The organism is Rhodococcus sp. FG69, assembly GCF_057808915.1.
Genome location: NZ_JBMDIX010000035.1, coordinates 47,028 through 68,945, shown reverse-complemented (window position 1 = coordinate 68,945; position 21,918 = coordinate 47,028). Strand labels below are relative to the sequence as shown.

Here is a 21,918-nt window from a genome sequence, read left to right as displayed (position 1 = left end):
CTGCACGTAGTGCAGCGGCGGGTCGATCGGATTGTCCGCCGGCAACTCGGCCTCACCGACGCGTCGGAAACCTGCCCTCTCCAACGCCCTCCACGACGCACGGTTGCCGGCAACTACTGGAACGATGATGGCGTTCGACGCCGGGTACGCCTTCCATGTGTCCTCGACGAGCGCAGCGATCAGTCGGGTGCCACGGCCCTTGTGCGTCTGAGCGACGTCCCCGATGAGGTAGTCGATCGTCGTCGCCTCGTCGGGTACCTCGACGAACTGTGCAATGGCGTCGAGCTCCTCCGGGTAGTCGCTCCACCTACACCGTTGCACGTGCGCGAACGGTACGTCGTCCTCTATTGCCAGCAGGTCCTCGGCAGGTTCCTCGCCGCGCGCGACCGGCCCGAAGTCCCGCTCGACTGCCTCCGGGGTGAATTCCTGATTCCACCACCGCGCGACGTGGGGCTGTGACAGCCACTCGGCGATCAGCGGAAAGTCCGCTTCGACGACGCGACGAAAAGTGATCACGAAGGATCACGGTAGTCCCATCACAGCCAAGTATCCGAGGAAGCCGCAGTCAAGAATGCCTCCAGATCGTTGCGCCACGGCGCCGGAACAGTCTTGTCCGGCTCGATCCCGGAATACTGACCTCGGTAGAACAACAACGGGCGTTCGCCCTTGACCTCGCCGAGCGAATGCACGCGTCCGACGACGATGAAGTGATCACCACCGTCGTGGACGGTCTCGACCGTGCAATCGACGTGCGCCAGCGATTCGGCCAGAATCGGCGAGCCCAGTTCCGACGGACTCCACTGCACGCCGGCGAACTTGTCCGGCTCACGCGAGCCGAACCTGGCGCACGTGTCCTGCTGATTTTCACCCAGCACGTTGACGGCGAATCGTCCGGACTTCTCGATTGCCGCCCACGACCTCGAACCCTTTGTCGGACAGAACAGTACGAGTGGCGGTTCCAACGAGAGCGCCGCGAAGGACTGGCAGGCGAATCCGACAGGGTCATCGCCGTCGAGAGTCGTGACGATGGTGATCCCGGTACAGAACTGGCCGAGAGTGGTCCGGAACGTACGGGGATCGAACGTCATTACTTCATCCCGACCGAGAAGTCGTGCCCCCACAGGCTCACCGCTGTACTTTCGCGCGCCACCCAATCATCATCCTCGACTTGCCGTCCTTCACAGCCGAACTCGATGTCGAATCCACCGGGCGTCTTCATGTAGAACGAGAGCATCAGATCGTTGACGTGGCGGCCGAGTGTCGCCGACATCGGGACCTTCTTCCGCAGCGCGCGATCCAACGCCAAGCCGACGTCGTCGGAATTCTCCACCTCGATCATCAGGTGGACGATTCCGCTGGGAGTCGGCATCGGCAGGAATGCCAGGCTGTGGTGCCGCGGGTTGCACCCGAAGAACCGCAACCATGCGGGCGGTCCGTCTGCCGGTCTGCCCATCATCTGCGGTGGCAGACGCATCGAGTCACGCAAGCGGAATCCCAGAACATCCCGGTAGAACCGCAGTGAGACGTCGTCGTCGTCCGTCGAGAGCACCACATGTCCCAGCCCTTGCTCGCCCGTGACGAACCGGTGCCCGTACGGACTCACCACTCGTCGATGCTCCAGCGCCGCACCGTGGAACGCCTCGAGCGTGTTTCCCGACGGATCCTCGAACACGATCAGCTCGTCGACGCGGCGGTCAAGGACCTGCTCCGCTGTTCCCTCTTTGTACGGAACTCCCGCTGCGTCCAGGGAATCTCGAACGGACTGCAACTCGGCCGCATTCGCAGTCTCCCATCCCGACACCAGCAGGCGGTCCTTCTCGCCCGGCACGATGACGAGACGAGCCGGAAAGTCGTCCATCCTCAGGTACAGCGCACCGGGTACGACGCCCTTACCCTCGATCATGCCGAGCACCTTGAGGCCGTACTGACGCCAGGCGTCCATGTCGGTGGCCTCGATGCGCATGTAGGCCAGTGAACGGATACCCATTGCTTCAGCTCCCCTCGGTCAAGAATGCAGTGGTCAATCGATTGAATTCGTCCGCCATCTCGACCTGAGCCCAGTGTCCGCACCGTCCGAACACGTGAAGTTGCGCTCGCGGAATGGTCTTCAACGCGACGAGCGCTCCATCTATCGGATTCACCCTGTCCTCGCGACCCCAGATCAGCAACACACGTTGCCGAAGCTTGTACGCTTCACGCCACAACATGCCCTTTTCGTAATCGGCGCCGCCGAAGGACTTTCCCATCGCCTTCATCGCGGCGAGAGACTCCGGCGTCGATGCTTGTTCGTAGCGTTGTTGCAGCAATTCCTCGGTGATCAGCGACTGGTCGTACACCATCACCTTCAGAAAGGCCGCCAGTTTCTCCTTCGACGGCCCGGGCGGTGCAGAGAAGTTGCCGAGATTCTTGACGCCCTCGGTGGGATCGGGTGCAAAGAGATTGATGCTCAACCCTCCGGGACCCATGAGCACCAATCTGCCCGCTCGCTCGGGATAGTCGAGTGCGAACCGAACCGCCGTACCTCCGCCGAGGGAATTCCCCAGTAGGTGAACACGATCGATCGACAGATGGTCGAGCAGATCTTTCAGAGCCGAGCTGCTGTGCACGAAGTACTGTGGATGCTCGGTCGGTTTGTCGGACCGCCCGAATCCTGGTTGGTCGACGCACAATACGTGAAAGTGTTGCGCGAGAATCGGAATGTTGGCGGCAAAGTTGGACCAGCCGGATGCACCGGGCCCACCGCCGTGCAGCAGCACGATCGTGGTGTCGTTGCCGACGCCGGCTTCGTGGTAATGCAAGGTCAGATCCTCGCGCACCTGGGCAAACTTCGACGTCGACTCGTAGGTGATCGATTCGGCTACCGCGGTCATACCATCGTGTCCTTCAACGGGAGCCCGAATTCGCCTCCGCCGAACATTTGATATGCACGTTCTGGATCGTTCGCGGCGTGCACGCGCCCGGCGTGAGCGTCACGCCAGAATCGTTGCAGCGGAGCATCGTTCTGCAACGCAGAGGCGCCCGCGCTCTCGAACAGCAAATCGATAGACGCGACGGACCTGCCCGTGGCACGCACCTGATCGCGTCGGGCACGCAGTCTCAGTTCGATGGGGACTTCCTTGCCGGATTTCAGCACTGCGTATTCGTCGGCGACGTTTCCCGAGAGCTGGCGCCACGCCGCATCGATATCGCTACTGGCCTCGGCGATACGCACCTTCGCGAACGGGTCGTCCTTACCCGTCTCGCCGACGAATGCTTTGCGGACGCGCTTGCCCTGATGCTCGACGTGTGCGGCGTACGCCCCTTCTGCCATTCCGACGATCGGCGCCGAGATCGTCGTCGGATGGATTGTTCCCCAGGGCATCCGGTAGACCGGAGCGGTGTTGCGCTCGAGCCCCTCGGCAGTGCCGTCGTTCATCTTCTTGAAGCTCAGAACTCGGTGCGTCGGGACGAACTTGTCTTCCACCACAACGGTATTGCTGCCGGTGCCGCGAAGACCGACCACGTTCCAGACGTCGTCGATGCGGTAGTCCTCCCGCGGTACGAGGAACGTCACGAAGTCAACCGGTCGACCGTCCTTGATGACCGGCCCACCGAGCATCGCCCAGGACGCGTGGTCGCAACCGGAGGACCACTGCCATGCGCCCGAGAGTCGGTAACCGCCGTCGACGACGGTTCCCGCGCCCATCGGCGCGTACGACGACGAGATTCTGACGTCGGTGTCCTGACCCCAGACGTCCTGCTGCGCCTGTTGCGTGAACAGCGCCAGGTGCCAGTTGTGGACGCCGATGATCGACGAGACCCACCCCGTCGATCCGCAGGCACTCGCGATCTTCTTGACCGCCGAGTAGAACAGCACGGGATCTTCCTCGTAGCCGCCCCACTGCGCGGGCTGCAACAGCCGAAAGAAACCCGTCTCCTGCAAAGACTTGACCGTTTCGTCGGGAAGACGCCGCAAATCCTCGGTCTCCTGCGCGCGTTCGCGCAGCGCCGGCAGCAAGGCGTCCAGCCTCTCCATCACCTCGTGAGTCACTATTGCCTACTCCTGCCTTCAGTGGGTTCCCGTCCCAGACTAGAACACGTTCCGGTTACTGTCGAGAACTCGTTCCAACGCTTTCACTAGCCATTTCATGGGTCATTCTATAACGTGTTCTAGTAGAACTATCGGCTGGCAAGTTAGGGGTGCACATGGCAAGGATTCGCGAGATCGACGTCGGCGAGACACCGACTCGCTATGCACGCGGTTGGCACTGCCTCGGTCTGACCAAGAGTTTCATGGACGGCACCCCGCACTCTGTACTTGCCTTCGGCACCAAGCTGGTGGTGTTCGCTGATTCGTCGGGCAAGATCGTCGTCCTCGACGGCTACTGCCGACACATGGGCGGAGATCTCACGCAAGGAACCGTCAAGGGCGACGAGATCGCGTGCCCCTTCCACGACTGGCGCTGGGGTGCCAGCGGAAAGTGCACCGAGATCCCCTACGCCCGACGCGTTCCGCCCCTGGCCCGGACGCGTACGTGGACGACGCTCGATCGGAACGGACAGCTGTTCGTCTGGAACGACGCCGAGGGCAACCCACCGCCCGAGGACGTGACCATTCCGCGTATCGACGGTGCCTACAGTGACGACTGGACCGACTGGACCTGGAACTCCATGGTCATCGAGGGCGCGAACTGCCGCGAGATCATCGACAACGTCGTCGACATGGCGCACTTCTTCTACATCCACTACGCCTTCCCGACCTACTTCAAGAATGTGTTCGAAGGTCACATCGCGTCGCAGTACCTGAACACGAAGGGCCGTCCGGACATCGGAATGGCGTCGCAGTACGGCGGAGACACTCTCCTGATGTCGGAGGCGTCGTATTACGGTCCGTCGTACATGATCAATCCACTGACCAACATCTACGGCGGCTACGAAGTCAAGAGCGTGCTGATCAACTGCCACTACCCCATCGATCAGAACTCGTTCGTCCTGCAGTGGGGGATCACCGTGCAGAAGCCCGACGGCATCGACGACAAGACCGCAACAAAACTGGCGGAGAAATTCACCGAAGGCATCAGCGTCGGTTTCCTTCAGGACGTGGAGATTTGGAAGAACAAAACCAAGATCGACAATCCCTTGCTGTGTGAGGAAGATGGGCCGGTCTACCAGTTGCGGCGCTGGTACGACCAGTTCTACGTCGACGTCGCCGAGGTGGACGAGAAGATGACCGGGCGCTTCGAATTCGAGGTCGACACCACGAAAGCCAACGAGGCGTGGCAGCACGAAGTCGAGGAGAATCTCGCCAAGCAGGCTGCTGAGAAAGCCGACGCGTGAGGTGGGCAAAGGCGCCTGATTTCGCGAACGATCCCTCTCGGATTCGAGAGATCCACGCGCAGACGGTCCTGGACAAGGAGAACTATCTCGATTCGAGGCTCACGCCGGTCGAATGTCGCGCGTGCGGAACGTGCGTGTTGGTGCGCAAGAACAGTCTCAAGCAGACGTCGGTCCAGTGGACGTCACGGCCGACCGAGTCGTGCCCTGTCTTCCGCGAATCGGGTAGTTCGGCGACTCAGGACTCGTGCCCGCGGTTGCAGGACTCCATCGATCATGCGGTGATGGAGGGGATTCTGTCGGTCCCCGACTAGTGGCGCGGTCAAGTGTGTTCTGACCTACTCAACCGCGCCACTGCGGCGGAGCCGCTGCTGGCGCTCGGTTCCCCGATCACCGAGCGAACCTAGCGCAGCGTTGAGTGACTTTCCGTGCATGGTCAGCGAGTACTCGACGCGCGGAGGTACTTCGCGGTACACCTCGCGGTGAACGAGCTCGTCCTCCTCCATCTCGCGCAGATGCTGCACGAGCATCTTTTCGCTGACCCCGGGAAGGCCTTTCTTCAGTTCGCCGAAGCGTCGAACGCCGTAGTTGTTCAACTCCCACAGGATCAGTGACTTCCACTTCCCGGACACCACGTCCATTGCGGCATCGATACCGCAGATGTACGGCCCACGGTGTTCTTGACGGCATTGTCCGCGATCCTCCACGCCACCGCAGTGGTGAACACAGCAGGGGTCACCGCGAGCGACTTCGTCCCGGACGCTCTCGACATGATCGCGGCTATTCCTGCCATCGTCGGCCCGGGACTGGGCACGTCCATCGACGCTCGGTCCTATCCAGGAGATCTGAGCACTGTCACCATGATGGGCGCCACGCCGGCACACATCACCGAGACCAGCCGGTCCCTCGGAATTCCCGCCGGACTACCTGCCGCCGTCGAAGCCCTGTACGACGCCGTGATTGCCCGCGGTCATGGCGCCGACGACGGGGCGAGCGTGATCGAGGTGCTGCGCCCCTAGTGGCGCCGCACCAGGTGAATCAGCCCACCGCCTCCTTCTGGAGTTCGAGGGCGATGTCGATGAGCTGGTCTTCCTGACCACCGACCAACTTCCGGGCACCCGCCCGCACCAGCAATTCCGCCGAGGACACGCCGTACCGCTCGGCTTGGCGTTCGGCATGACGGAGGAAGCTCGAGTACACCCCGGCGTATCCCATCATCAACGCCTGCCGGTCGAGTAGGCACTCCGCCGGCATCACCGGACGCACCACATCCTCGGCGGCGTCGGCGATCTTGAAGAAGTCGATGCCGGTCTCGATGCCGAGTTTGTCGCACACCCCGACGAACGCTTCCACCGGCGTATTTCCTGCACCCGCGCCGAACCGTCGTGCGCTGCCGTCGATCTGCTGCGCCCCAGCCCGGACTGCATAGATCGAATTGGCCACGGCCAGATCGAGGTTTTCGTGGCCGTGGAACCCGACCTGCGCATCGTCACCCAGCTCTGCGACGAGAGCCGATACCCGGTCCGACACCTGCTCGAGAACCAACGCACCGGCCGAGTCGACGACGTAGACACACTGGCACCCGGCGTCGGCCATGATCCGCGCTTGCTTGGCAAGCACCTCGGGTGGCTGTGAGTGCGCCATCATCAGGAATCCGACGGTCTCCAGCCCCCGTTCCCGTGCGAGTCCGAAATGCTGAACGGACACATCGGCTTCGGTGCAGTGTGTTGCAATCCGGCAGATCGACGCACCGTTGCCCTGCGCGGTGATGATGTCGTCCTTGACGCCGAGACCCGGCAACATCAGAAACGCGATCTTCGCGTTCTTCGCGGTCTTCGCAGCAATCGAAATCAGTTCCTGCTCCGGTGTTCTGGAGAAGCCGTAGTTGAACGAGGAGCCGCCGAGTCCATCACCGTGTGTCACCTCGATGACGGGTACTCCTGCGCCGTCGAGCGCTGCGACGATGTTCTCCACGTCACTGGTGGTGAACAGGTGCCGCTTGTGGTGCGATCCGTCGCGCAAGGACGTGTCTGTCACTCGTATCCGACTCATCGAACTCCCGCTTCCAGAATGTGTTGCGCAACCTGCTCGCCGACCTTGGTGGCAGCAGCGGTCATGATGTCCAGATTTCCGGCATAGGGTGGTAGGAAGTCACCGGCGCCTTCCACTTCGACGAAGATCGACACCTTTGCGAATCCGCCCGAAATCTCGGAGGGAGGATCGAACTGCGGATCGTTCAGCAAGCGGTAGCCCGGTACGTACTCCGCGATCTCCGCCGCCATTCGAAATACGGATTCGGAGATCGCATCGTGATCCGCGTCCTCGGGAATGGCGCAGAAGATCGTGTCTCGCATGATCATCGGTGGATCGGCAGGATTGAGGATGATGATTGCTTTGCCGCGTGCGGCTCCTCCGATTTCCTCTATCCCCCGGCTGGTGGTCTTCGTGAACTCGTCGATGTTCGCCCGAGTTCCCGGGCCGGCCGACACCGAGGCGACGGACGCAACGATCTCGGCATAAGGCACCTCGACGATCCGAGACACCGCGTGCACCATCGGGATGGTGGCCTGACCACCGCACGTGATCATGTTGACGTTGAGCGCGTCGACGTGCGCATGCAGGTTCACGGGCGGTACGACCGCGGGGCCCACTGCGGCGGGTGTGAGATCGATCGCGCGGATTCCGGCCTCGGCGTACCGCGGAGCAGCAGCTCGATGAACGTACGCTGAGGTCGCCTCGAAGATCAGATCTGGTCGTTCGTCCTGCGCCAACAACCAGTCGACGCCCTCGGAGCTCGTCTCGAGACCGAGAGATCGAGCGCGGGCCAATCCCTCACTGTCGGGGTCGATCCCGATCATCCACCGCGGATCGAGATAGTCCGACCTTTGCAGCTTGTACAGAAGGTCGGTGCTGATGTTGCCGGAGCCGACTATCGCTACGGTCGCTGTGGCCATGAGGTCAGACCTTCCTGTTCAGGTGAATTCGAGGGAGACGGTTCCCAGTCCGGTGAACTCGGCACGGAACGAGTCACCGGCTTCGGCATCGATTGCCCGAGTGCATGATCCAGGCAACACGATGTCGCCCTTTTTCAGACGGACGCCGAATCCGGCGACCTTGCGCGCGAGCCAGGACACTGCGGTCACGGGGTTGCCGAGCACCGCATCGCTTCGTCCCTTCGCTGCAACCTCGCCGTTTCGCCAGAGGACGGCGTCGATGCCCAGCAGATCGATGTCCGACGGTCGCACCCGCTGCTCGCCAAGCACGAATCCGGCGGAGGACGCATTGTCGGCGATCGTGTCGGACAGACCGATCTTCCAGTTCTCGATACGGGAGTCGATCAGCTCGATGGACGGCGCGACGTACTCGGTCGCTGCAAGGACGTCGTCGACGGTGCATCCCTCACCCGGAAGATCTTCCCCGAGCAGAAATGCCACTTCCACTTCCACTCGCGGGAAGCAGAACCGCCCGGTATCGACGGGAACGTCTTCGAATACCTCCATGTCGGCGAGGAGATGACCGTAGTCGGGTTCGTCGACGCCCATCATCTGCTGCATCGCGAGGGACGACAGGCCGACCTTGTGGCCCACGATCGTCGCTCCCGACTCGACCCGTCGCCTGATGTTCATCAACTGGATTTCGTACGCGTCGACCACGTCGATGACCGGCAGTGGCGCGATCGGACGCCTCGTGATCTCTGCCGTCGCCAACCGTTCGGCGAGTTCAATTCGCGTCTGCGTCGACAGCACGAAGTTCCCCTTTCGTCGCATGTGCGCCCGCGCGGCGCCCCGAGAAGATGCAATCCGCCAGCGACAAACCACTGACGTACGAGTTCGAGCACAAGCCGACGGCGGTTCGTCCCGCGGCGAACAGACCCGGAATCGTCGATCCCGAGGTGTCTTTCACTCCGCCTGTCTCTTCGTCGACCACCACGCCACCGAGGGTGAGCATGGGGCACGGATTCATCAACTTGGCCACCGTCGATCCGGGAGGAATCCCGGCGTCGAACAGCGTGAAGGGAGCCTTCAGTGCCGGCGTACGAAAGTCGTCGTGCTTGCCGAAGGGGTCCGCGCTCGACGCTGCGATGGCCGCGTTGTGCTCCTCGACGGTCGCGCGGAGCCCGGACGGATCGACTCCGGCGGCTCGGGCGGCCGCTTCGATGGTGTCACCGCGCTTCGCGGTACGCATCAGCCCCGCGTTCTGAACACGCTGGAACCAGGTGGATTGCGACGGAAGTTGCTTCTTGGCTTTCCGGACGAGATCGGCGTCGGCGAGCAGCCAACCGCGACCAGCGCCCTGCTCGACGATCGCGTGGCCGAGGGCCGCGCCGTACCGCGACTCGTCGATCATTCGCTTCCCCTCACGGTCGACCAGCAGCGAGCCGAGAAAGGGAACGGGGGGCACGATGAAACGCCAGGCCGACACGTTGCCGAGTTTGTCTGTTGCCGCGCCGATCTCGGTCGCGAGCGTGATACCGCTGCCGTCGTCCCCGGCCGTCCCGAGTGCAATCCCACCGGTGTACTTGGGAGCGTGTTCCTTCATCATTGCTCGATCGGCGACGAACCCGCCCGCGCTGAGCACGACGCCGCGTCGTGCTTCGACTCGGAGTACCTCGGAATACTTCTTCTCCAGGTGAGCGAGACGACGCTCGAGCAGATACCTCAGCTGGGGAGCGTAGATGCCCGGTTTCGCCGAGAGCATTCCAAGTCGTCGATGCAGCATTCGAATACGGGCCGGAGCGCGGCGCATCGACCGACACTCGACGCCTACGACACGCCCGTCCGACACGACCAAAGACATGGCTCGCGTCTGAGGTACCAGGTGTACACCGGAACTCGATGCGGATGAGGCGAGTGGGGAATACAGCATCTTTCCCGACGTCCCCTTGCCCTTCGCCCGGTGGCCCCGGGGAGCTGGCGTCGCGACCGAGCGGAACTCGCCCGCTGCTTCGCTGCCGGAATAGTAGAGGTAGTGCCGGTTAGTGGGGTACGAGGTCTTGTACGGACACAGGGAGGCGTCGAACGGCACACCGTGCGCCTGCAGCCATTCGATCATCTGCGGACTTTCCTCGCAGAAGCGTCGCAGCGTCGCGGTACTCACTGCATCTCCTACTTCCTTCCGGAGATACTCGAACATGTGCTCGACGCTGTCGCTCACTCCCGCGAGGTCCTGGACGGATGTACCACCGCCTGCATATACGACCCCGCCTGACAACGCGCTGGCCCCGCCGCCCGAATAACGGTCGAGCGCGATCACCTCGGCGCCCGACTCTCTCGCCTGAATGGACGCCGCCGCTCCGGCCGCTCCGAAACCGACCACCACGACGTCGGCGTGTAGATCCCACGTCACTCGTAACCTCCGGACTAGTAAACTGGAACGTGTTTCTGTCGATGAACGAAATTCTTACCATCTTCGCTGCCTGAAAGCATGGACTGGAACCGCGATCATTCTATAACGTGTTCTAAATGAGCACGCAGGAATACGACATCGTCGTGGTCGGAAGTGGCGCCGGCGGGATGACGGCCGCACTCACCGCGGCGCACCGCGGACTGAGCGTCGTCGTGATCGAGAAGTCTCGACACTTCGGCGGGTCGACGGCCCGATCCGGCGGCGGCGTCTGGATCCCCAACAACGAGGCGCTCGAGGCAGACGGAGTCGACGACACTCCCGAAGCCGCCCGCGACTACCTCCACGCGATCATCGGTGACGTCGTGTCGAAGGAACGCATCGACACCTACCTCGAGCGCGGACCCGAGATGCTGAGCTTCGTTCTCGCGAACTCGCCGCTGAAAATGCAGTGGGTGCCGGGCTACTCGGACTACTACCCGGAAGCCCCCGGCGGACGTGTCGGCGGCAGGTCGGTCGAACCGACACCGTTCGACGCCTCGTGCCTCGGAACCGAGGTGAACAATTTGGAACCGGACTACGGGAAGGCGCCGCTCAACGTCGTGCTCACGCAGGCCGACTACCGGACGATCAACCTGCTACGGCGCCATCCGAGTGGTATCGCACGGGTGATGCGCGTCGGAATGCGCTGGATGGCAGCGAAACTCACCGGAAAGCACCTTCTCGGCCGAGGCCAAGCTCTCGCTGCCGCACTGCGGGCCGGGCTTCAGGACATCAACGTACCCGTGCTTCTCGACACTCCGATGGTGGATCTCGTCGTCGAGGGCGGTCGGGTTCGAGGCGTCGAGACCGCCGACGGTCATGTTCTGCGCGCGGGCCTCGGCGTCGTGATCGCCTCTGGCGGTTTCGAACACAACGAGGAGATGCGCAAGCAGTACCAGCGTGAACCGATCGGGACGGAGTGGACCGTCGGGGCGAAAGCGAACACCGGCGACGGTATTCGCGCCGGCCAGAAGCTAGGCGCCGCCGTGGATCTGATGGACGACGCGTGGTGGGGGCCATCGATTCCACTGACCGGCGGACCGTGGTTCTGCATCGCCGAACGCACATTGCCCGGCGGCATCATGGTGAACTCTTCGGGCAAGCGATTCCTCAACGAGGCAGCGCCCTACGTCGAGGCCGTGCATTCGATGTACGGCGGAGAGTACGGCGTCGGTGATGGACCCGGCGAGAACATTCCGACCTGGATGATCATCGACCAGAGGTATCGAGATCGATACATCTTCGCCGGCCTGCAACCGAAGAAGCGGTTCCCGTCTCGATGGCTGAAAGCCGGGGTCGTGGTCCAGGCGGACACCATCTCGGAACTGGCCGAACGGACCGGAATTCCACCCACCGAGTTGAGCGCAACAGTGAAGCGCTTCAACGGATTCGCGCGCACCGGTGTCGACGAGGATTTCGGTCGCGGCAACAGCGGGTACGACAAGTACTACGGCGACCCGACGAACAAGCCGAACCCAAGCCTCGGCCCTATCGACAAGGCCCCGTTCTATGCCGTCAAGATGGTGCCGGGCGATCTCGGCACGAAGGGAGGTCTCCTCACCGACGCCGACGCGCGAGTGCTGCGTGAGGACGGCAGTGTCGTCGATGGCCTCTATGCGGTCGGCAACGCAAGCGCCCCGGTCATGGGGCACACCTATGCCGGGCCCGGCGCGACCATCGGACCGGCCATGACCTTCGGATATCTCGCGGTGCTCGACATGATCAGCCGGACGGCGCAATGAGCATAGACCTGAAGGCTGCCCTCGGGGCCGAGCTACCTCGACAACGGTTTTCCTGGACTCCCAACGATATTCAGACCTATCACCTCGCTCTCGGCGCCGGATCGTCGCCGCTCGACAACCGGGAACTGCGTTATCTCGACGACGCGAAGCCCCAAGTACTTCCGACGTTCGCGACCGTCGCGGCGACCTTCCACAGCACGGAGGCTCCCCGGGTGCGGTTCCCCGGAATCGACATCGACCTTGCGAAGGTTGTGCACGGTAGCCAAGAGATCGAGACGTATGCACCTGTTCCGGCATCGGGGGAGGCCGAGACGGTCACTCGAATCACCGAAATCTGGGATAAGGGCAGTGCTGCCGTCATCGTGCAGGAAATGACCACCACGGCTCTCGACGGCACCGCACTCTGGCGAGCACGATCGTCGATCTTCGCACGAGGAGAAGGTGGATTCGGTGGCGAGCGCGGCCCGTCCACCAGGGTGGCCCTACCGGACCGGGTCGCGGACGCCGAAGTGCGCATTCCGATCCTGCCGCAACAGGCGTTGATGTACCGCATGTGCGGTGATCGAAATCCACTGCACTCGGATCCCGAATTCGCCCGTGCAGCAGGGTTTCCGAAACCGATTCTGCATGGTCTGTGCACGTATTCGATGGTTGCGAAGGCAGTCACGGACACCGTCCTCGATGGCGATGCCGGCGCCATGCGCAGCATCGCCGCGCGCTTCGCAGGCGTTGTCTATCCCGGCGAGGACCTAGCGTGCCGCATCTGGGATGAAGGCGATCGCTACATTGTCGGCGTGACCGTACCCGGGAGAGAGGACGCCCCTGCTCTCGCCGATGTCGTCATTGCCGCCCGCTAAGCCCGATTGAAAAAGAAGACGGAGAATCATGTCCGAGCTGAATCGTCGACAGTTCATCGCCGCCGGGGCAGGCGCACTCGCCGCTGCCTCGGTGATGCGTGCAGTACCCGCCGGTGCCGCCCCCTTCGGAAGCGTCGATACGACGATCCCCGCACCACCGAACTTCCCCGGCGGCATTCCGTTGTATCAGCAGCGCTACCAGAACTGGTCGAAAGAGATCATCCTCGACGCCATCTGGACTTGCTCACCCGTGACGCCGGACGACGTTGTGCGGTTGGCGAACTGGGCACACGCGAACGGCTATCGCATTCGCCCGCGCGGCGCCATGCACGGGTGGACCCCGCTGACCATCGTCAACGGCGAGAACCTCGATCGAACTGTCCTGGTGGACACCATGGTTCACCTGAACGGCATCTCGGTGAATCCCGGCACCGCGACGGTCTCCGCCGGAGCGGGAGCCACGATCGAGGCGATTCTGGCGCAGCTGCAGAACAACGGACTGGGATGGGTCAGCGTGCCCGCGCCGGGTGTATTGTCCGTCGCTGGTGCACTCGCGGTCGATGCACATGGGGCAGCGGTGCCGGCCGTTGGCGAATCAACTACTCCTGGAACGACATACGGCTCGATGAGCAACTTGATCACGTCGCTCACCGCGGTGGTGTGGAATGGCTCCGAGTACGCACTGCGCACCTTCGATCGGTCGGAGCCCGAGATCACTCCCCTGCTGGCGCATCTGGGGCGTACCTTCCTGACCTCGGTGACGCTGCAGGCAGGCGCGAATACTCGCATGCGCTGCGAGAGCTTCACCGATATCGGTTGGCGCGAATTGTTCGCCACCGGCGGCGCCCCAGGTCGAACCTTCGAGAGCTTCCTCGACCGGACCGGACGCGTCGAGGCAATCTGGTACCCGTTCACCGAAAACCCGTGGCTCAAAGTATGGTCGATCTGCCCACAGAAGCCGCCCGCTTCACGAGAAGTGTTCGGGCCGTACAACTATCCCTTCTCGGACAACCTGCCCGAGATCGCCTCGGATCTGATCGGACAGCTCACCGTTGGAAATACCTCCATCGCACCGGCATTCGGTCAGGTCTTCTATGGGACGACGGTCGCCGGGCTTGCCGCAACCGCGTCGTACGACCTCTGGGGATGGGCGAAGGACCTACAGTTCTACATCAAACCGAGCACCCTGCTCCTGACCGAGGGTGGGGGCGCCGTCATCACCTCCAGGGCCAACGTCGCACAGGTCATTCACGACTTCGCCGTGTGGTTCCAGAGCCGAGTGTCCTACTACCAGTCCATCGGACAATTCCCCATCAACGGTCCGGTGGAGATCCGATGCTGCGGTATGGACGATCCGGCCGACGTCGTCGTCGATTCGGCCGGTCCACCGACCATCTCGGCCATGCGACCTCGCCCGGACCACCCCGAGTGGGACACCGCAATATGGCTCAACGTGCTCGGAGTCCCCGGCACTCCCGGCATGTTCGCGTTCTACCGTGAGATGGAACAGTGGATGCGCGGACACTACTCCGGCCAGTGGGCAACGTTCCGGCCCGAGTGGTCCAAGGGATGGGCCTTCAGCACCGAGCTGCCGTACAAGGATGCCGATGTCATCGACACGATACTTCCCGATACCTACAGGGAGGGCGTCCCGGCCGACGAGAACTGGGACACCGCCCTCTCCGTCTACAACACCTTCGACCCGCATCGCATCTACAGCAACACCCTGATCGACCAGCTCCTTCCCTGACAACCTAGGTACCGCTGCGCCCCGATCGCGCATTCGAAGTGTCCTGGGTGATCGAATGTGGAATGTTGGGACTGCGAACTCGTGGTGGCGGTGAGGGGGAAGGACAACCGGTGAAGTGGTGGTTGTTTCTCGTATTCGGCGTCGTGGCGTGCGCCGGCTACTTCGCAAGTCCGCCAGGGCCGGTCTCGGAATCGGTGTTCGTCGGCATCGGACTGGTCTCGGTGTCGGCAGTGACTGCAGGGATGTGGATCTACCGGCCCGCCACAATCCGAGCATGGGGGCTAGTTGCCGCCGGGTCTGCATTGTGGGTGGCGGGCGACGCCATGTACCTCTACATTTCGCAGACCCAGGGCACCGTCCCGTTGCCGTCCCCTGCGGACTACATCTACCTCGTCGGCTACCCGGTACTCGCGGCCGGTCTCTATCTGTTGGTTCACGAGGGCTGGAGAAGAGGCGATCTCGGCCACGTCGCCAACAGCATGATCGTCATGATCGCTTTCGGTTTGATTCTGTGGATATTCGTCGTGCAGCCGAACGCGGTCGACGTCTCCACAGCTGCGGGGCTTCTTGCCGTCGCCTACCCCGCCATGGACATCTTTCTACTCGGTCTTCTCGTTCACTTCGTCAGTGCGACGCAGTGGCAGAGCACAGCATTCCGACTGCTCATAGCCGCCGTCGTCCTTGTCCTGGCCGCTGACACGGCGTACGAACTCGTCACTTTCACCTTTGCCGGACACAACGTTGCGGACGCGGGCTACCTGGGTTACAACATCCTCATCGGCACCGCCGCACTGCACCCCTCGATGCGCCGCCTCTCCGCCCCGAACCCGCGCAGCAGCGTTTCCACCATCGCGGCCTCGTACAACCTTCCCACCGTGCTTATCGTCACCGCGGCGGCGCTGACAGCACCCGCGGTCATGGCGATCATGCTGATCCGAGGTGAGCCCGTGCGGGAATGGGGATGGGGAGTCGTCCTGAGCGCGACGATCCTTGTCTGCCTGATTTTCGTGCGGGTGAGCGAGTTGCTTCGGCTACTGCAACGGCAGACGAGGACACTACGAAACGTAGCCGACACCGATCATCTCACCGGTCTCCTGAACCGCCGCGGTCTCGAACGATGGATCGACGTCAACGACGCTTACCGACAACCACTGGCGTTCCTGCTGCTCGACATCGATCGATTCAAGGACATCAACGACACCTTCGGCCACCGGGTCGGCGACGACGTGGTCCGCGCCGTCGCCCACCGCGTTACCCGCGCGGTGGGCCTGCGCGGAGTCGTCGCCCGAGTCGGCACCGACGAATTCCTGATCGCGACCACGACCTTCCCGTGCGAAGCTGAGGACATCGCCCACGACGTGCACCACACGCTACGCCGGCCGGTCACCACCGCTGATGCAACTCTGTTCGTGGAGGTCAGTATCGGAATATCGACCTCGGCAGAACCTCCGGCCGAGAACTTGGGCCAACAGGCCTACCTGGCGATGGAATCCGCCAAGACAGTGCAGCCCCGCACTGCCGTGTACGACAGCTCGATGGCTCGCGACAACAGTGCGCAGCTGCTTCTTCTCAGCGAGCTCACCACGGCAATCGATCAGCATCATCTCGAGCTCTACTACCAACTTCAGGTCGACCTCACAGCCATGGAAGCAGTCGGTGTCGAGGCCCTACTGCGGTGGAACCATCCAGTCCGAGGATTGATCGAACCCGACTCGTTCCTTCCGATGGCAGAGCGCACCGGCCTGATCCGCCCGCTTCTCGACTTCGTCCTCACTCAGACGGCTGCACAGCACCTCGAGTGGCGACGCGAGGGCATCGATCTCGCACTCTCCATCAACGTCTCGACTCGAAACCTGCTCGACACCACACTCGTCGAGCAGGTTCGACGGGCGCTCGACGCCGGACTCGACCCACGAATGCTCACGATCGAGATCACCGAGACCTCGTCGATGACGGACCCACCGGTTGCGATCGAAACCCTGGCGGAGTTGCGCCGACTCGGCGTGACACTCGCGATCGACGACTACGGAACCGGCTACAGTTCGCTGGCATACCTTCAGCGACTACCGGTGCAGCAGTTGAAAATCGACAAGACGTTCGTGCTCGACATGATGACGGTACCCGCGCATCGCGTCATCGTACGATCGACGATCGACCTGGCACGCACCCTCGGCCTCACCATCACCGCCGAAGGAGTCGAAGACCGCGATACCCTCCTGGAGTTGAAAGCTTTGTGCTGCAACTATGCTCAGGGCTACTATGTGGGGCGTCCGGTGCCGGCCGACGAGATACCGGCATCGGTGACCAAGCTGAACGCCGAGCTGAAGGAGTACACGGATACCCCATGAGCGACGCCGAAGCCCCGATGTCGGTCTACACCGCGATCCGATCACGCCGTGATGTTCGCGCCGAGTTCGACGGTCGGATCATCGAAGATGATGTGCTGCACAGGATTTTGGACGCCGCCCATCATGCGCCGAGCGTGGGCAACACCCAACCGTGGGATTTCGTGATCGTCCGGTCCCCGGACACATTGGCCGCATTCGGACGACACGTCGCCGACGAACGCGTGGCGTTCGCGCAGTCGCTCCCCGCTGATCGCCGAGAAACGTTCGATCCGATACGAATAGAGGGCATCGAGACTTCCGGTACCGGAGTCGTCGTCACCTACGATCCCGAACGTGGCGGCCAGCACGTCCTCGGCCGGGCAACCGTCGACGAGACCGGCATCTTCTCTGCCGTGTTGGCTGTACAGAATCTGTGGCTCGCCGCGATATCGGAGAGCATCGGCGTCGGATGGGTGTCGTTCTACCAGGAGCAGTTCCTATCGGAGTTGCTCGGCATACCTGCTCCCGTGCGCCCGATCGCGTGGCTGTGCGTCGGACCCGTTTCGGAATTTCAGACGGTCCCCGACCTCGAACGATTCGGGTGGCGCCCTCGTCGCCCACTATCGGAGGCAATACACCGCGAGAAGTTCGGCGGCTGATTCACCAGCCCCAACTGCCGGGAATTCCTTTGAACGGTCCGACGACGTCACTGGTGATCCAACCTTCGTAGAACCCACCCTCCTGCGGAGTGGCACGCTCCCCGTCGACTTCGCATTCCAGTCGACTCGGCGAGAACGCAAGGTGTCCGGTGATGGGAAGGAACCGTTCCGTAGGGGTCTCGTAACTCCAGGCCGCACCCGTACTCACCGCATCATGGCCGCTCACGTCCCAGTACGTCGCCGCGCCCTTCCATTCGCAGTGCGTGGAACGCGCTTCCGAAGGGCGCAGCGCGTTGGCGGCCACATCGTCCCGCGGGATGTACCACGTAGGTGGATGGCTCGTTTCGAGCACGCGCCAGGCCTCACGAGTCTCGGCCACCAGGACGCCCTGGAACCTAACCGTGATCAACCGGTTCGATTGCTCGAGCCTCGGGGGCCTCGGATAGTCCCACACCGATTCTTGACCTGGACCGGGCACCTGCGGAGTCACCTTGCTCATCCTCCCGATAGTGCCACGTAACCCCGCACCCGAGGGCCGCCGTCTATCAAGGCGCGTCTACCGGGTAAAGATCGTCGGATCGGTCCTCGTCGAGTATCCACCGATCCACGTCTGCCAATGGGTCGCTCAGCCGCTCGGTCACGGGGTCGCTCAACCGCTCGTCGTGTAGCGCTGGCAGCGCTTCCTCGCGAGCCGGAGCCTCGACGGGATCGGGATCGGGTGCAGGGGATATGGGCGCTGAGGGTATCGACACAGAGGGTATCGACACAGAGGGTATCGGCACAGGGGGTTTGGGCACAGCTGGGGCGTCCTGTGTGGACGCTTCGCCGCGCGCCGATGAGGCCCCGGACGGACCGAGGGCGGGCAGTCGGACGAGAATGCCGAGGCCGTGGGTGGCGGCCAGTAGGCTGACCGGCGCCACGGTGGCAATGGTTGCCGACAGCGCGGGGTGCAGCATGCCGGCCGGAGAGATGAACGCGTGCAACGCATTCGCCCCGATACTCACCAACGCCGCGATGACGAGAACTGCCCAGAAGAACCGTCGCCCACTGCGTTGATCCTCGAATTGCGCCAGCGCGATGACCGACATGGTGGCTTGGAGGATGGTGCCGTCGACGATGACCGGCCACAGCCACGACAGACTCCGGGGCACTCCCGCCATCGTCGCGAGATCCCACAGCGCCGCGAAGCTCAAGACGAACGACGCGATGCCGATGACCGTGGTGATGACGACCGCACTGGCGAGCGTCGCACGCAAGACCTTGTTCATGTTTCGACATGGTGCACGAGGCCACCGACACGAAACCCGTCCAGACGCTCAGGCGCCTATTGCCGAGGCGTACCAGAGCGCTCCCGCCATACATGTCAGCATGCACACCACCAGCGTTCCCACCGACAACGGCCAGGCGATTCGCCGGCGCGCGAGCCTGACGGCCATCGCGAAGAACCCGACGGCACCGAAGAGTCCGGCCACGGCAAGCGTAACCACGACAGCGGTGACGGCCCCGTCTGCACTCGACTGATGTCGGTGGTCGAGGAATGCCACCGAGAAGATCCCGACGAGGACTGCCAGGCCGCCGAGCATCACAGTGAACACGAGGGCAGCCACCGAGATCACGACGTCCCATCCACGTACCGAAGAGGACTTCCGGGGTTCGGTCACGGTGAGAAAGGCTAAGCCAGCCGAGCCTCGGCGCGGTAATGATCGGCGCGGTCGTGGGCGGACATTCCACCCCACACGCCGTAGGGCTCGTTCGCCGACAATGCATGCGATCGACACTGGACGAGCACCGGACATGCGGCGCAGATGGCCTTGGCCTTCCTTTCCCGCATCGCGCGGGCTCGGCCTCGTTCCCCCTCGGGGTGATAGAAGACCGAGGAGTCGTAGCCGCGACACAGTCCGTCTAGTTGCCAATCCCACACGTCGGCATTCGGAACCGGCAATTCGACCGGCCGGGAAGGAACGCCTCTCACCATCGGGGTCTCCTCATGAGCGCCGGCGCATCGAGGTTTGTGACCTGTCTGCGCGAGCGGATGTCTTCGTGAACCACTTCACTTTCCCGCATTCAACATACTTTTGGCAAGAATGTCGGACATTTGTATGCCTAAAAACCAGCGCTGCTGCTTCATATTCCGCGGGTACGCTCCAGTTCTGCGATTATCGTGGCCGCGATTTCTGCAGGTGGCGGGCCTACGTCGACGACGATTGCGTCTTCGTCGGATCCGATCGACTCGAGAGTCGATAGCTGTGTGTCGAGTAGACCGCTCGGCATGAAGTGGTTCATCCGGGCGTTCAACCTGCCGCTGATTCGCTCCCGCGTTCCCGCCAGGTGAACGAATACGACGCGACCCTCCGACCCCCTCTCCAGGACGTCTCGATAGCTTCGCTTGAGCGCCGAACATGTCACGATTCCAGGTTCGCCCGCGGCGGTGTGGGCTCGTATCCAGTCGGCGATGGTTTCCAACCACGGCCAGCGATCGGCATCGGTCAACGGCTGCCCCGACGCCATCTTCTCGACGTTCGAATCAGGGTGCAGGTCATCCCCCTCCTGCAGGTCCCACTTCAACGCACCCGCAAGAATGCCTGCGACAGTGGACTTCCCAGATCCCGACACACCCATGATGACGAGAACCGGATGGGGGTTCGGTGGCGAATTCACGTCAGATCACCGCAATCCAAGTCGACATGCCAGCCAGGACCGTCACAGAAACAGCGCATACCATCACACTCCAAGTTTTCGGGTTCCGCTCGATCGAAGTACCCAGATACACCGTCACCAACCGGCCTCCCGCGTCGTGCGCAAGCGGTAGAAGTAGCGAGTACGAGTTCTTTCCCGTCGAACGTGAGGCGGTCAGCCCCGCCGGAACGAGGTGACCCTGCTCACTATCCCAAAATGTAGTACTTAATGCAAGACCATGATCGATTCGTACTACTAATCTCTAGGCGCGCACGGCGGGAGCCACGCGGGACAGGAACTCGATCTGGTCGGCGACGACACGGTCGAACGCATCCCCGACATAGATGTCGAAGTGGCCGTCCGGATAGACGACGACCTCGCCTTTCGGTGCACGCTTCGCATGCCGCAGGGTGGCCTTGGCCGGCGCAACGGTGTCGGTCTCGCACACCGAGAACATGATCGGGCACGTGACCTTTCCGGCATGCCGACCAGGGCGACGCAGCGGAATGTCGAGACCGACCCGGGCCAGTACCTCGTTCCGAAACGCCTTCCCCTCGGGCACGAGCGCCAGATAGCCGTCCAGTGCGTCGGACGAGGACATCAGGGCTGTCGAACCCGGCGGGCCCGCCAGCGGGATGAACTTCGGCTCGCGACCGAGCAGGGAGCCGACCCGGTCACCTACCGCGCGCGCCGTCACCCGAGCTGCGACGAGCGGGTTCGTGGCCAAGGCGGATGCCATGCCGTCGGTGAACGGGCATTGCGACACCACAGCGGCGACACCACCGTCCCGCGCCGCCGCGACGATGACATGGCCACCGCCGAACGATGTTCCCCACAGCACCACACCGCCGCTGCCACGTGTTCGCGCGTACGCGATGGCCGACGCCCAGTCCTGCAGCTGCCGGTCGATGTCGAGAAGTTGGCGCGGCTGGCCCTCGCTGTCGCCGAAGTGGCGGTAGTCGAACACCAGGCACGAGTACCCCTCGGCCGCGAACCTCGAGGCGAATGCATCGAGACGCATCCACTTGACTCCCCCGAGCCCGTGTCCCATGACGATCACCGGAGCTCCCTCTGCACCCTCGTAGAACCAGGCACTGCAGTCGACCGAACCGGATGGAAAACGCACGTCGTAACGCTTGGTCATAGCCCACCTCCCCTTTGCCGAAGACACTAGCGGCGAGAGAACCTCGCGTATACGTGGCACGATCG

At 62.9% G+C, this 21,918-nt stretch carries 24 protein-coding genes; 8 read left to right on the top strand and 16 right to left on the bottom strand.

All coding sequences use genetic code 11. From position 1 onward, the window contains the following. From ACODSO_RS22890 to hsaA, 5 genes are all read right to left on the bottom strand, one after another. The coding region (locus ACODSO_RS22890) for a GNAT family N-acetyltransferase (RefSeq protein ID WP_489038958.1) at positions 1-516 on the bottom strand (516 nt) is incomplete at its 3' end. Positions 517-536: 20 nt separating this feature from the next. Then, positions 537-1,088 (bottom strand): 3-hydroxy-9,10-secoandrosta-1,3,5(10)-triene-9,17-dione monooxygenase reductase subunit, encoded by a 552-nt coding sequence (gene hsaB, locus ACODSO_RS22885; RefSeq protein WP_489038957.1) that lies wholly within the window; start codon positions 1,086-1,088, stop codon positions 537-539. Then, the gene (hsaC, locus tag ACODSO_RS22880) at positions 1,088-1,987 is read right to left on the bottom strand and encodes an iron-dependent extradiol dioxygenase HsaC (protein ID WP_489038956.1); all 900 of its coding nucleotides are present in this window, start codon (positions 1,985-1,987) and stop codon (positions 1,088-1,090) included. The genes hsaB and hsaC overlap by 1 nt, the downstream gene beginning before the upstream one ends. A 4-nt stretch (positions 1,988-1,991) precedes the next feature. Further along, positions 1,992-2,870 (bottom strand): 4,5:9,10-diseco-3-hydroxy-5,9,17-trioxoandrosta-1(10),2-diene-4-oate hydrolase, encoded by an 879-nt coding sequence (gene hsaD / locus ACODSO_RS22875; protein WP_068373584.1) that lies wholly within the window; start codon positions 2,868-2,870, stop codon positions 1,992-1,994. Then, a complete protein-coding gene (hsaA, locus tag ACODSO_RS22870; protein WP_068373619.1) occupies positions 2,867-4,015 on the bottom strand; it encodes a 3-hydroxy-9,10-secoandrosta-1,3,5(10)-triene-9,17-dione monooxygenase oxygenase subunit in 1,149 nt (382 codons plus the stop codon). Before hsaA ends, hsaD begins: the two co-directional genes overlap by 4 nt. Positions 4,016-4,185: 170 nt before the next feature. Between hsaA and ACODSO_RS22865 the strand changes: the two genes are divergently transcribed. Both ACODSO_RS22865 and ACODSO_RS22860 read left to right on the top strand, forming a co-directional pair. Then, positions 4,186-5,316, top strand: coding sequence for a 3-ketosteroid-9-alpha-monooxygenase, oxygenase component (locus ACODSO_RS22865; protein ID WP_489038955.1), 1,131 nt, complete (start codon positions 4,186-4,188; stop codon positions 5,314-5,316). Continuing rightward, positions 5,313-5,627, top strand: a complete 315-nt coding sequence (locus ACODSO_RS22860) for a hypothetical protein (protein WP_068373587.1) — start codon at positions 5,313-5,315, stop codon at positions 5,625-5,627. Before ACODSO_RS22865 ends, ACODSO_RS22860 begins: the two co-directional genes overlap by 4 nt. A 24-nt stretch (positions 5,628-5,651) precedes the next feature. On the opposite strand, the gene ACODSO_RS22855 is transcribed toward ACODSO_RS22860, so the two are convergent. Next, positions 5,652-5,954, bottom strand: a complete 303-nt coding sequence (locus tag ACODSO_RS22855; protein WP_489038954.1) for a winged helix-turn-helix transcriptional regulator — start codon at positions 5,952-5,954, stop codon at positions 5,652-5,654. Positions 5,955-5,993: 39 nt separating this feature from the next. Here ACODSO_RS22855 and ACODSO_RS22850 point away from each other — a divergent pair, with 39 nt between their 5' ends. After that, entirely contained in the window at positions 5,994-6,332 is a 339-nt protein-coding gene (locus ACODSO_RS22850) for an imine reductase family protein (RefSeq protein ID WP_489038952.1), read from the top strand. Positions 6,333-6,351: 19 nt separating this feature from the next. Here ACODSO_RS22850 and dmpG read toward each other — a convergent pair whose 3' ends face one another. The 4 genes from dmpG to ACODSO_RS22830 are packed head-to-tail and all read right to left on the bottom strand — an operon-like array spanning position 6,352 to position 10,659. Next, positions 6,352-7,365 carry a 4-hydroxy-2-oxovalerate aldolase gene (dmpG, locus tag ACODSO_RS22845; protein WP_489038951.1) on the bottom strand — a complete coding sequence of 338 codons (1,014 nt, stop codon included), beginning with the start codon at positions 7,363-7,365 and terminating at the stop codon, positions 6,352-6,354. After that, entirely contained in the window at positions 7,362-8,267 is a 906-nt protein-coding gene (locus ACODSO_RS22840; RefSeq protein WP_489038950.1) for an acetaldehyde dehydrogenase (acetylating), read from the bottom strand. Before ACODSO_RS22840 ends, dmpG begins: the two co-directional genes overlap by 4 nt. 18 nt (positions 8,268-8,285) lie before the next feature. Next, on the bottom strand, positions 8,286-9,059 hold the full coding sequence (locus tag ACODSO_RS22835; RefSeq protein WP_489038949.1) for a 2-keto-4-pentenoate hydratase: 774 nt from the start codon (positions 9,057-9,059) through the stop codon (positions 8,286-8,288). After that, complete coding sequence (locus ACODSO_RS22830) at positions 9,034-10,659, bottom strand: FAD-binding protein (protein ID WP_489038948.1); 1,626 nt, start codon at positions 10,657-10,659, stop codon at positions 9,034-9,036. The genes ACODSO_RS22835 and ACODSO_RS22830 overlap by 26 nt, the downstream gene beginning before the upstream one ends. 116 nt (positions 10,660-10,775) lie before the next feature. Here ACODSO_RS22830 and kstD point away from each other — a divergent pair, with 116 nt between their 5' ends. The 5 genes from kstD (at position 10,776) to bluB (ending at position 18,033) form a co-directional block, all read left to right on the top strand. Next, positions 10,776-12,440 (top strand): 3-oxosteroid 1-dehydrogenase, encoded by a 1,665-nt coding sequence (gene kstD, locus ACODSO_RS22825; protein WP_489038947.1) that lies wholly within the window; start codon positions 10,776-10,778, stop codon positions 12,438-12,440. Beyond that, entirely contained in the window at positions 12,437-13,297 is an 861-nt protein-coding gene (locus tag ACODSO_RS22820; RefSeq protein ID WP_489038946.1) for a MaoC/PaaZ C-terminal domain-containing protein, read from the top strand. Before kstD ends, ACODSO_RS22820 begins: the two co-directional genes overlap by 4 nt. A gap of 28 nt (positions 13,298-13,325) precedes the next feature. After that, a complete protein-coding gene (locus tag ACODSO_RS22815; RefSeq protein WP_489038945.1) occupies positions 13,326-15,047 on the top strand; it encodes a cholesterol oxidase substrate-binding domain-containing protein in 1,722 nt (573 codons plus the stop codon). Between the two features lie 110 nt (positions 15,048-15,157). Next, positions 15,158-17,395, top strand: a complete 2,238-nt coding sequence (locus ACODSO_RS22810) for a putative bifunctional diguanylate cyclase/phosphodiesterase (protein ID WP_489038944.1) — start codon at positions 15,158-15,160, stop codon at positions 17,393-17,395. Further along, positions 17,392-18,033, top strand: a complete 642-nt coding sequence (gene bluB, locus ACODSO_RS22805; protein ID WP_489038943.1) for a 5,6-dimethylbenzimidazole synthase — start codon at positions 17,392-17,394, stop codon at positions 18,031-18,033. The genes ACODSO_RS22810 and bluB overlap by 4 nt, the downstream gene beginning before the upstream one ends. Before the next feature lies 1 nt (position 18,034). Here bluB and ACODSO_RS22800 read toward each other — a convergent pair whose 3' ends face one another. The 6 genes from ACODSO_RS22800 to ACODSO_RS22775 form a co-directional block, all read right to left on the bottom strand. After that, complete coding sequence (locus ACODSO_RS22800; RefSeq protein ID WP_489038942.1) at positions 18,035-18,532, bottom strand: DUF427 domain-containing protein; 498 nt, start codon at positions 18,530-18,532, stop codon at positions 18,035-18,037. A gap of 46 nt (positions 18,533-18,578) precedes the next feature. After that, on the bottom strand, positions 18,579-19,301 hold the full coding sequence (locus ACODSO_RS22795) for a DUF2637 domain-containing protein (protein ID WP_489038941.1): 723 nt from the start codon (positions 19,299-19,301) through the stop codon (positions 18,579-18,581). Between the two features lie 48 nt (positions 19,302-19,349). Next, entirely contained in the window at positions 19,350-19,694 is a 345-nt protein-coding gene (locus ACODSO_RS22790) for a hypothetical protein (protein ID WP_489038940.1), read from the bottom strand. Positions 19,695-19,705: 11 nt separating this feature from the next. After that, complete coding sequence (locus ACODSO_RS22785; RefSeq protein WP_489038939.1) at positions 19,706-20,008, bottom strand: WhiB family transcriptional regulator; 303 nt, start codon at positions 20,006-20,008, stop codon at positions 19,706-19,708. A gap of 149 nt (positions 20,009-20,157) precedes the next feature. Beyond that, positions 20,158-20,652, bottom strand: coding sequence for a gluconokinase (locus tag ACODSO_RS22780; protein WP_068373661.1), 495 nt, complete (start codon positions 20,650-20,652; stop codon positions 20,158-20,160). A gap of 319 nt (positions 20,653-20,971) precedes the next feature. Beyond that, positions 20,972-21,853: an alpha/beta hydrolase gene (locus ACODSO_RS22775; RefSeq protein ID WP_489038938.1), complete on the bottom strand. Its 882-nt coding sequence runs from the start codon at positions 21,851-21,853 to the stop codon at positions 20,972-20,974. Positions 21,854-21,918: the final 65 nt, after the last annotated feature.

Excerpts from the sequence above, each read along its gene's own strand:
- hsaB (WP_489038957.1), bottom strand. The coding sequence starts at position 1,088 with ATGACGTTCGATCCCCGTACGTTCCGGACCACTCTCGGCCAGTTCTGT.
- hsaC (WP_489038956.1), bottom strand. The coding sequence starts at position 1,987 with ATGGGTATCCGTTCACTGGCCTACATGCGCATCGAGGCCACCGACATG.
- hsaD (WP_068373584.1), bottom strand. The coding sequence starts at position 2,870 with ATGACCGCGGTAGCCGAATCGATCACCTACGAGTCGACGTCGAAGTTT.
- hsaA (WP_068373619.1), bottom strand. The coding sequence starts at position 4,015 with ATGGAGAGGCTGGACGCCTTGCTGCCGGCGCTGCGCGAACGCGCGCAG.
- ACODSO_RS22865 (WP_489038955.1), top strand. The coding sequence starts at position 4,186 with ATGGCAAGGATTCGCGAGATCGACGTCGGCGAGACACCGACTCGCTAT.
- ACODSO_RS22855 (WP_489038954.1), bottom strand. The coding sequence starts at position 5,954 with ATGGACGTGGTGTCCGGGAAGTGGAAGTCACTGATCCTGTGGGAGTTG.
- dmpG (WP_489038951.1), bottom strand. The coding sequence starts at position 7,365 with ATGAGTCGGATACGAGTGACAGACACGTCCTTGCGCGACGGATCGCAC.
- ACODSO_RS22840 (WP_489038950.1), bottom strand. The coding sequence starts at position 8,267 with ATGGCCACAGCGACCGTAGCGATAGTCGGCTCCGGCAACATCAGCACC.
- kstD (WP_489038947.1), top strand. The coding sequence starts at position 10,776 with ATGAGCACGCAGGAATACGACATCGTCGTGGTCGGAAGTGGCGCCGGC.
- ACODSO_RS22820 (WP_489038946.1), top strand. The coding sequence starts at position 12,437 with ATGAGCATAGACCTGAAGGCTGCCCTCGGGGCCGAGCTACCTCGACAA.
- ACODSO_RS22815 (WP_489038945.1), top strand. The coding sequence starts at position 13,326 with ATGTCCGAGCTGAATCGTCGACAGTTCATCGCCGCCGGGGCAGGCGCA.
- bluB (WP_489038943.1), top strand. The coding sequence starts at position 17,392 with ATGAGCGACGCCGAAGCCCCGATGTCGGTCTACACCGCGATCCGATCA.
- ACODSO_RS22800 (WP_489038942.1), bottom strand. The coding sequence starts at position 18,532 with ATGAGCAAGGTGACTCCGCAGGTGCCCGGTCCAGGTCAAGAATCGGTG.
- ACODSO_RS22795 (WP_489038941.1), bottom strand. The coding sequence starts at position 19,301 with ATGAACAAGGTCTTGCGTGCGACGCTCGCCAGTGCGGTCGTCATCACC.
- ACODSO_RS22785 (WP_489038939.1), bottom strand. The coding sequence starts at position 20,008 with ATGGTGAGAGGCGTTCCTTCCCGGCCGGTCGAATTGCCGGTTCCGAAT.
- ACODSO_RS22780 (WP_068373661.1), bottom strand. The coding sequence starts at position 20,652 with ATGGGTGTGTCGGGATCTGGGAAGTCCACTGTCGCAGGCATTCTTGCG.
- ACODSO_RS22775 (WP_489038938.1), bottom strand. The coding sequence starts at position 21,853 with ATGACCAAGCGTTACGACGTGCGTTTTCCATCCGGTTCGGTCGACTGC.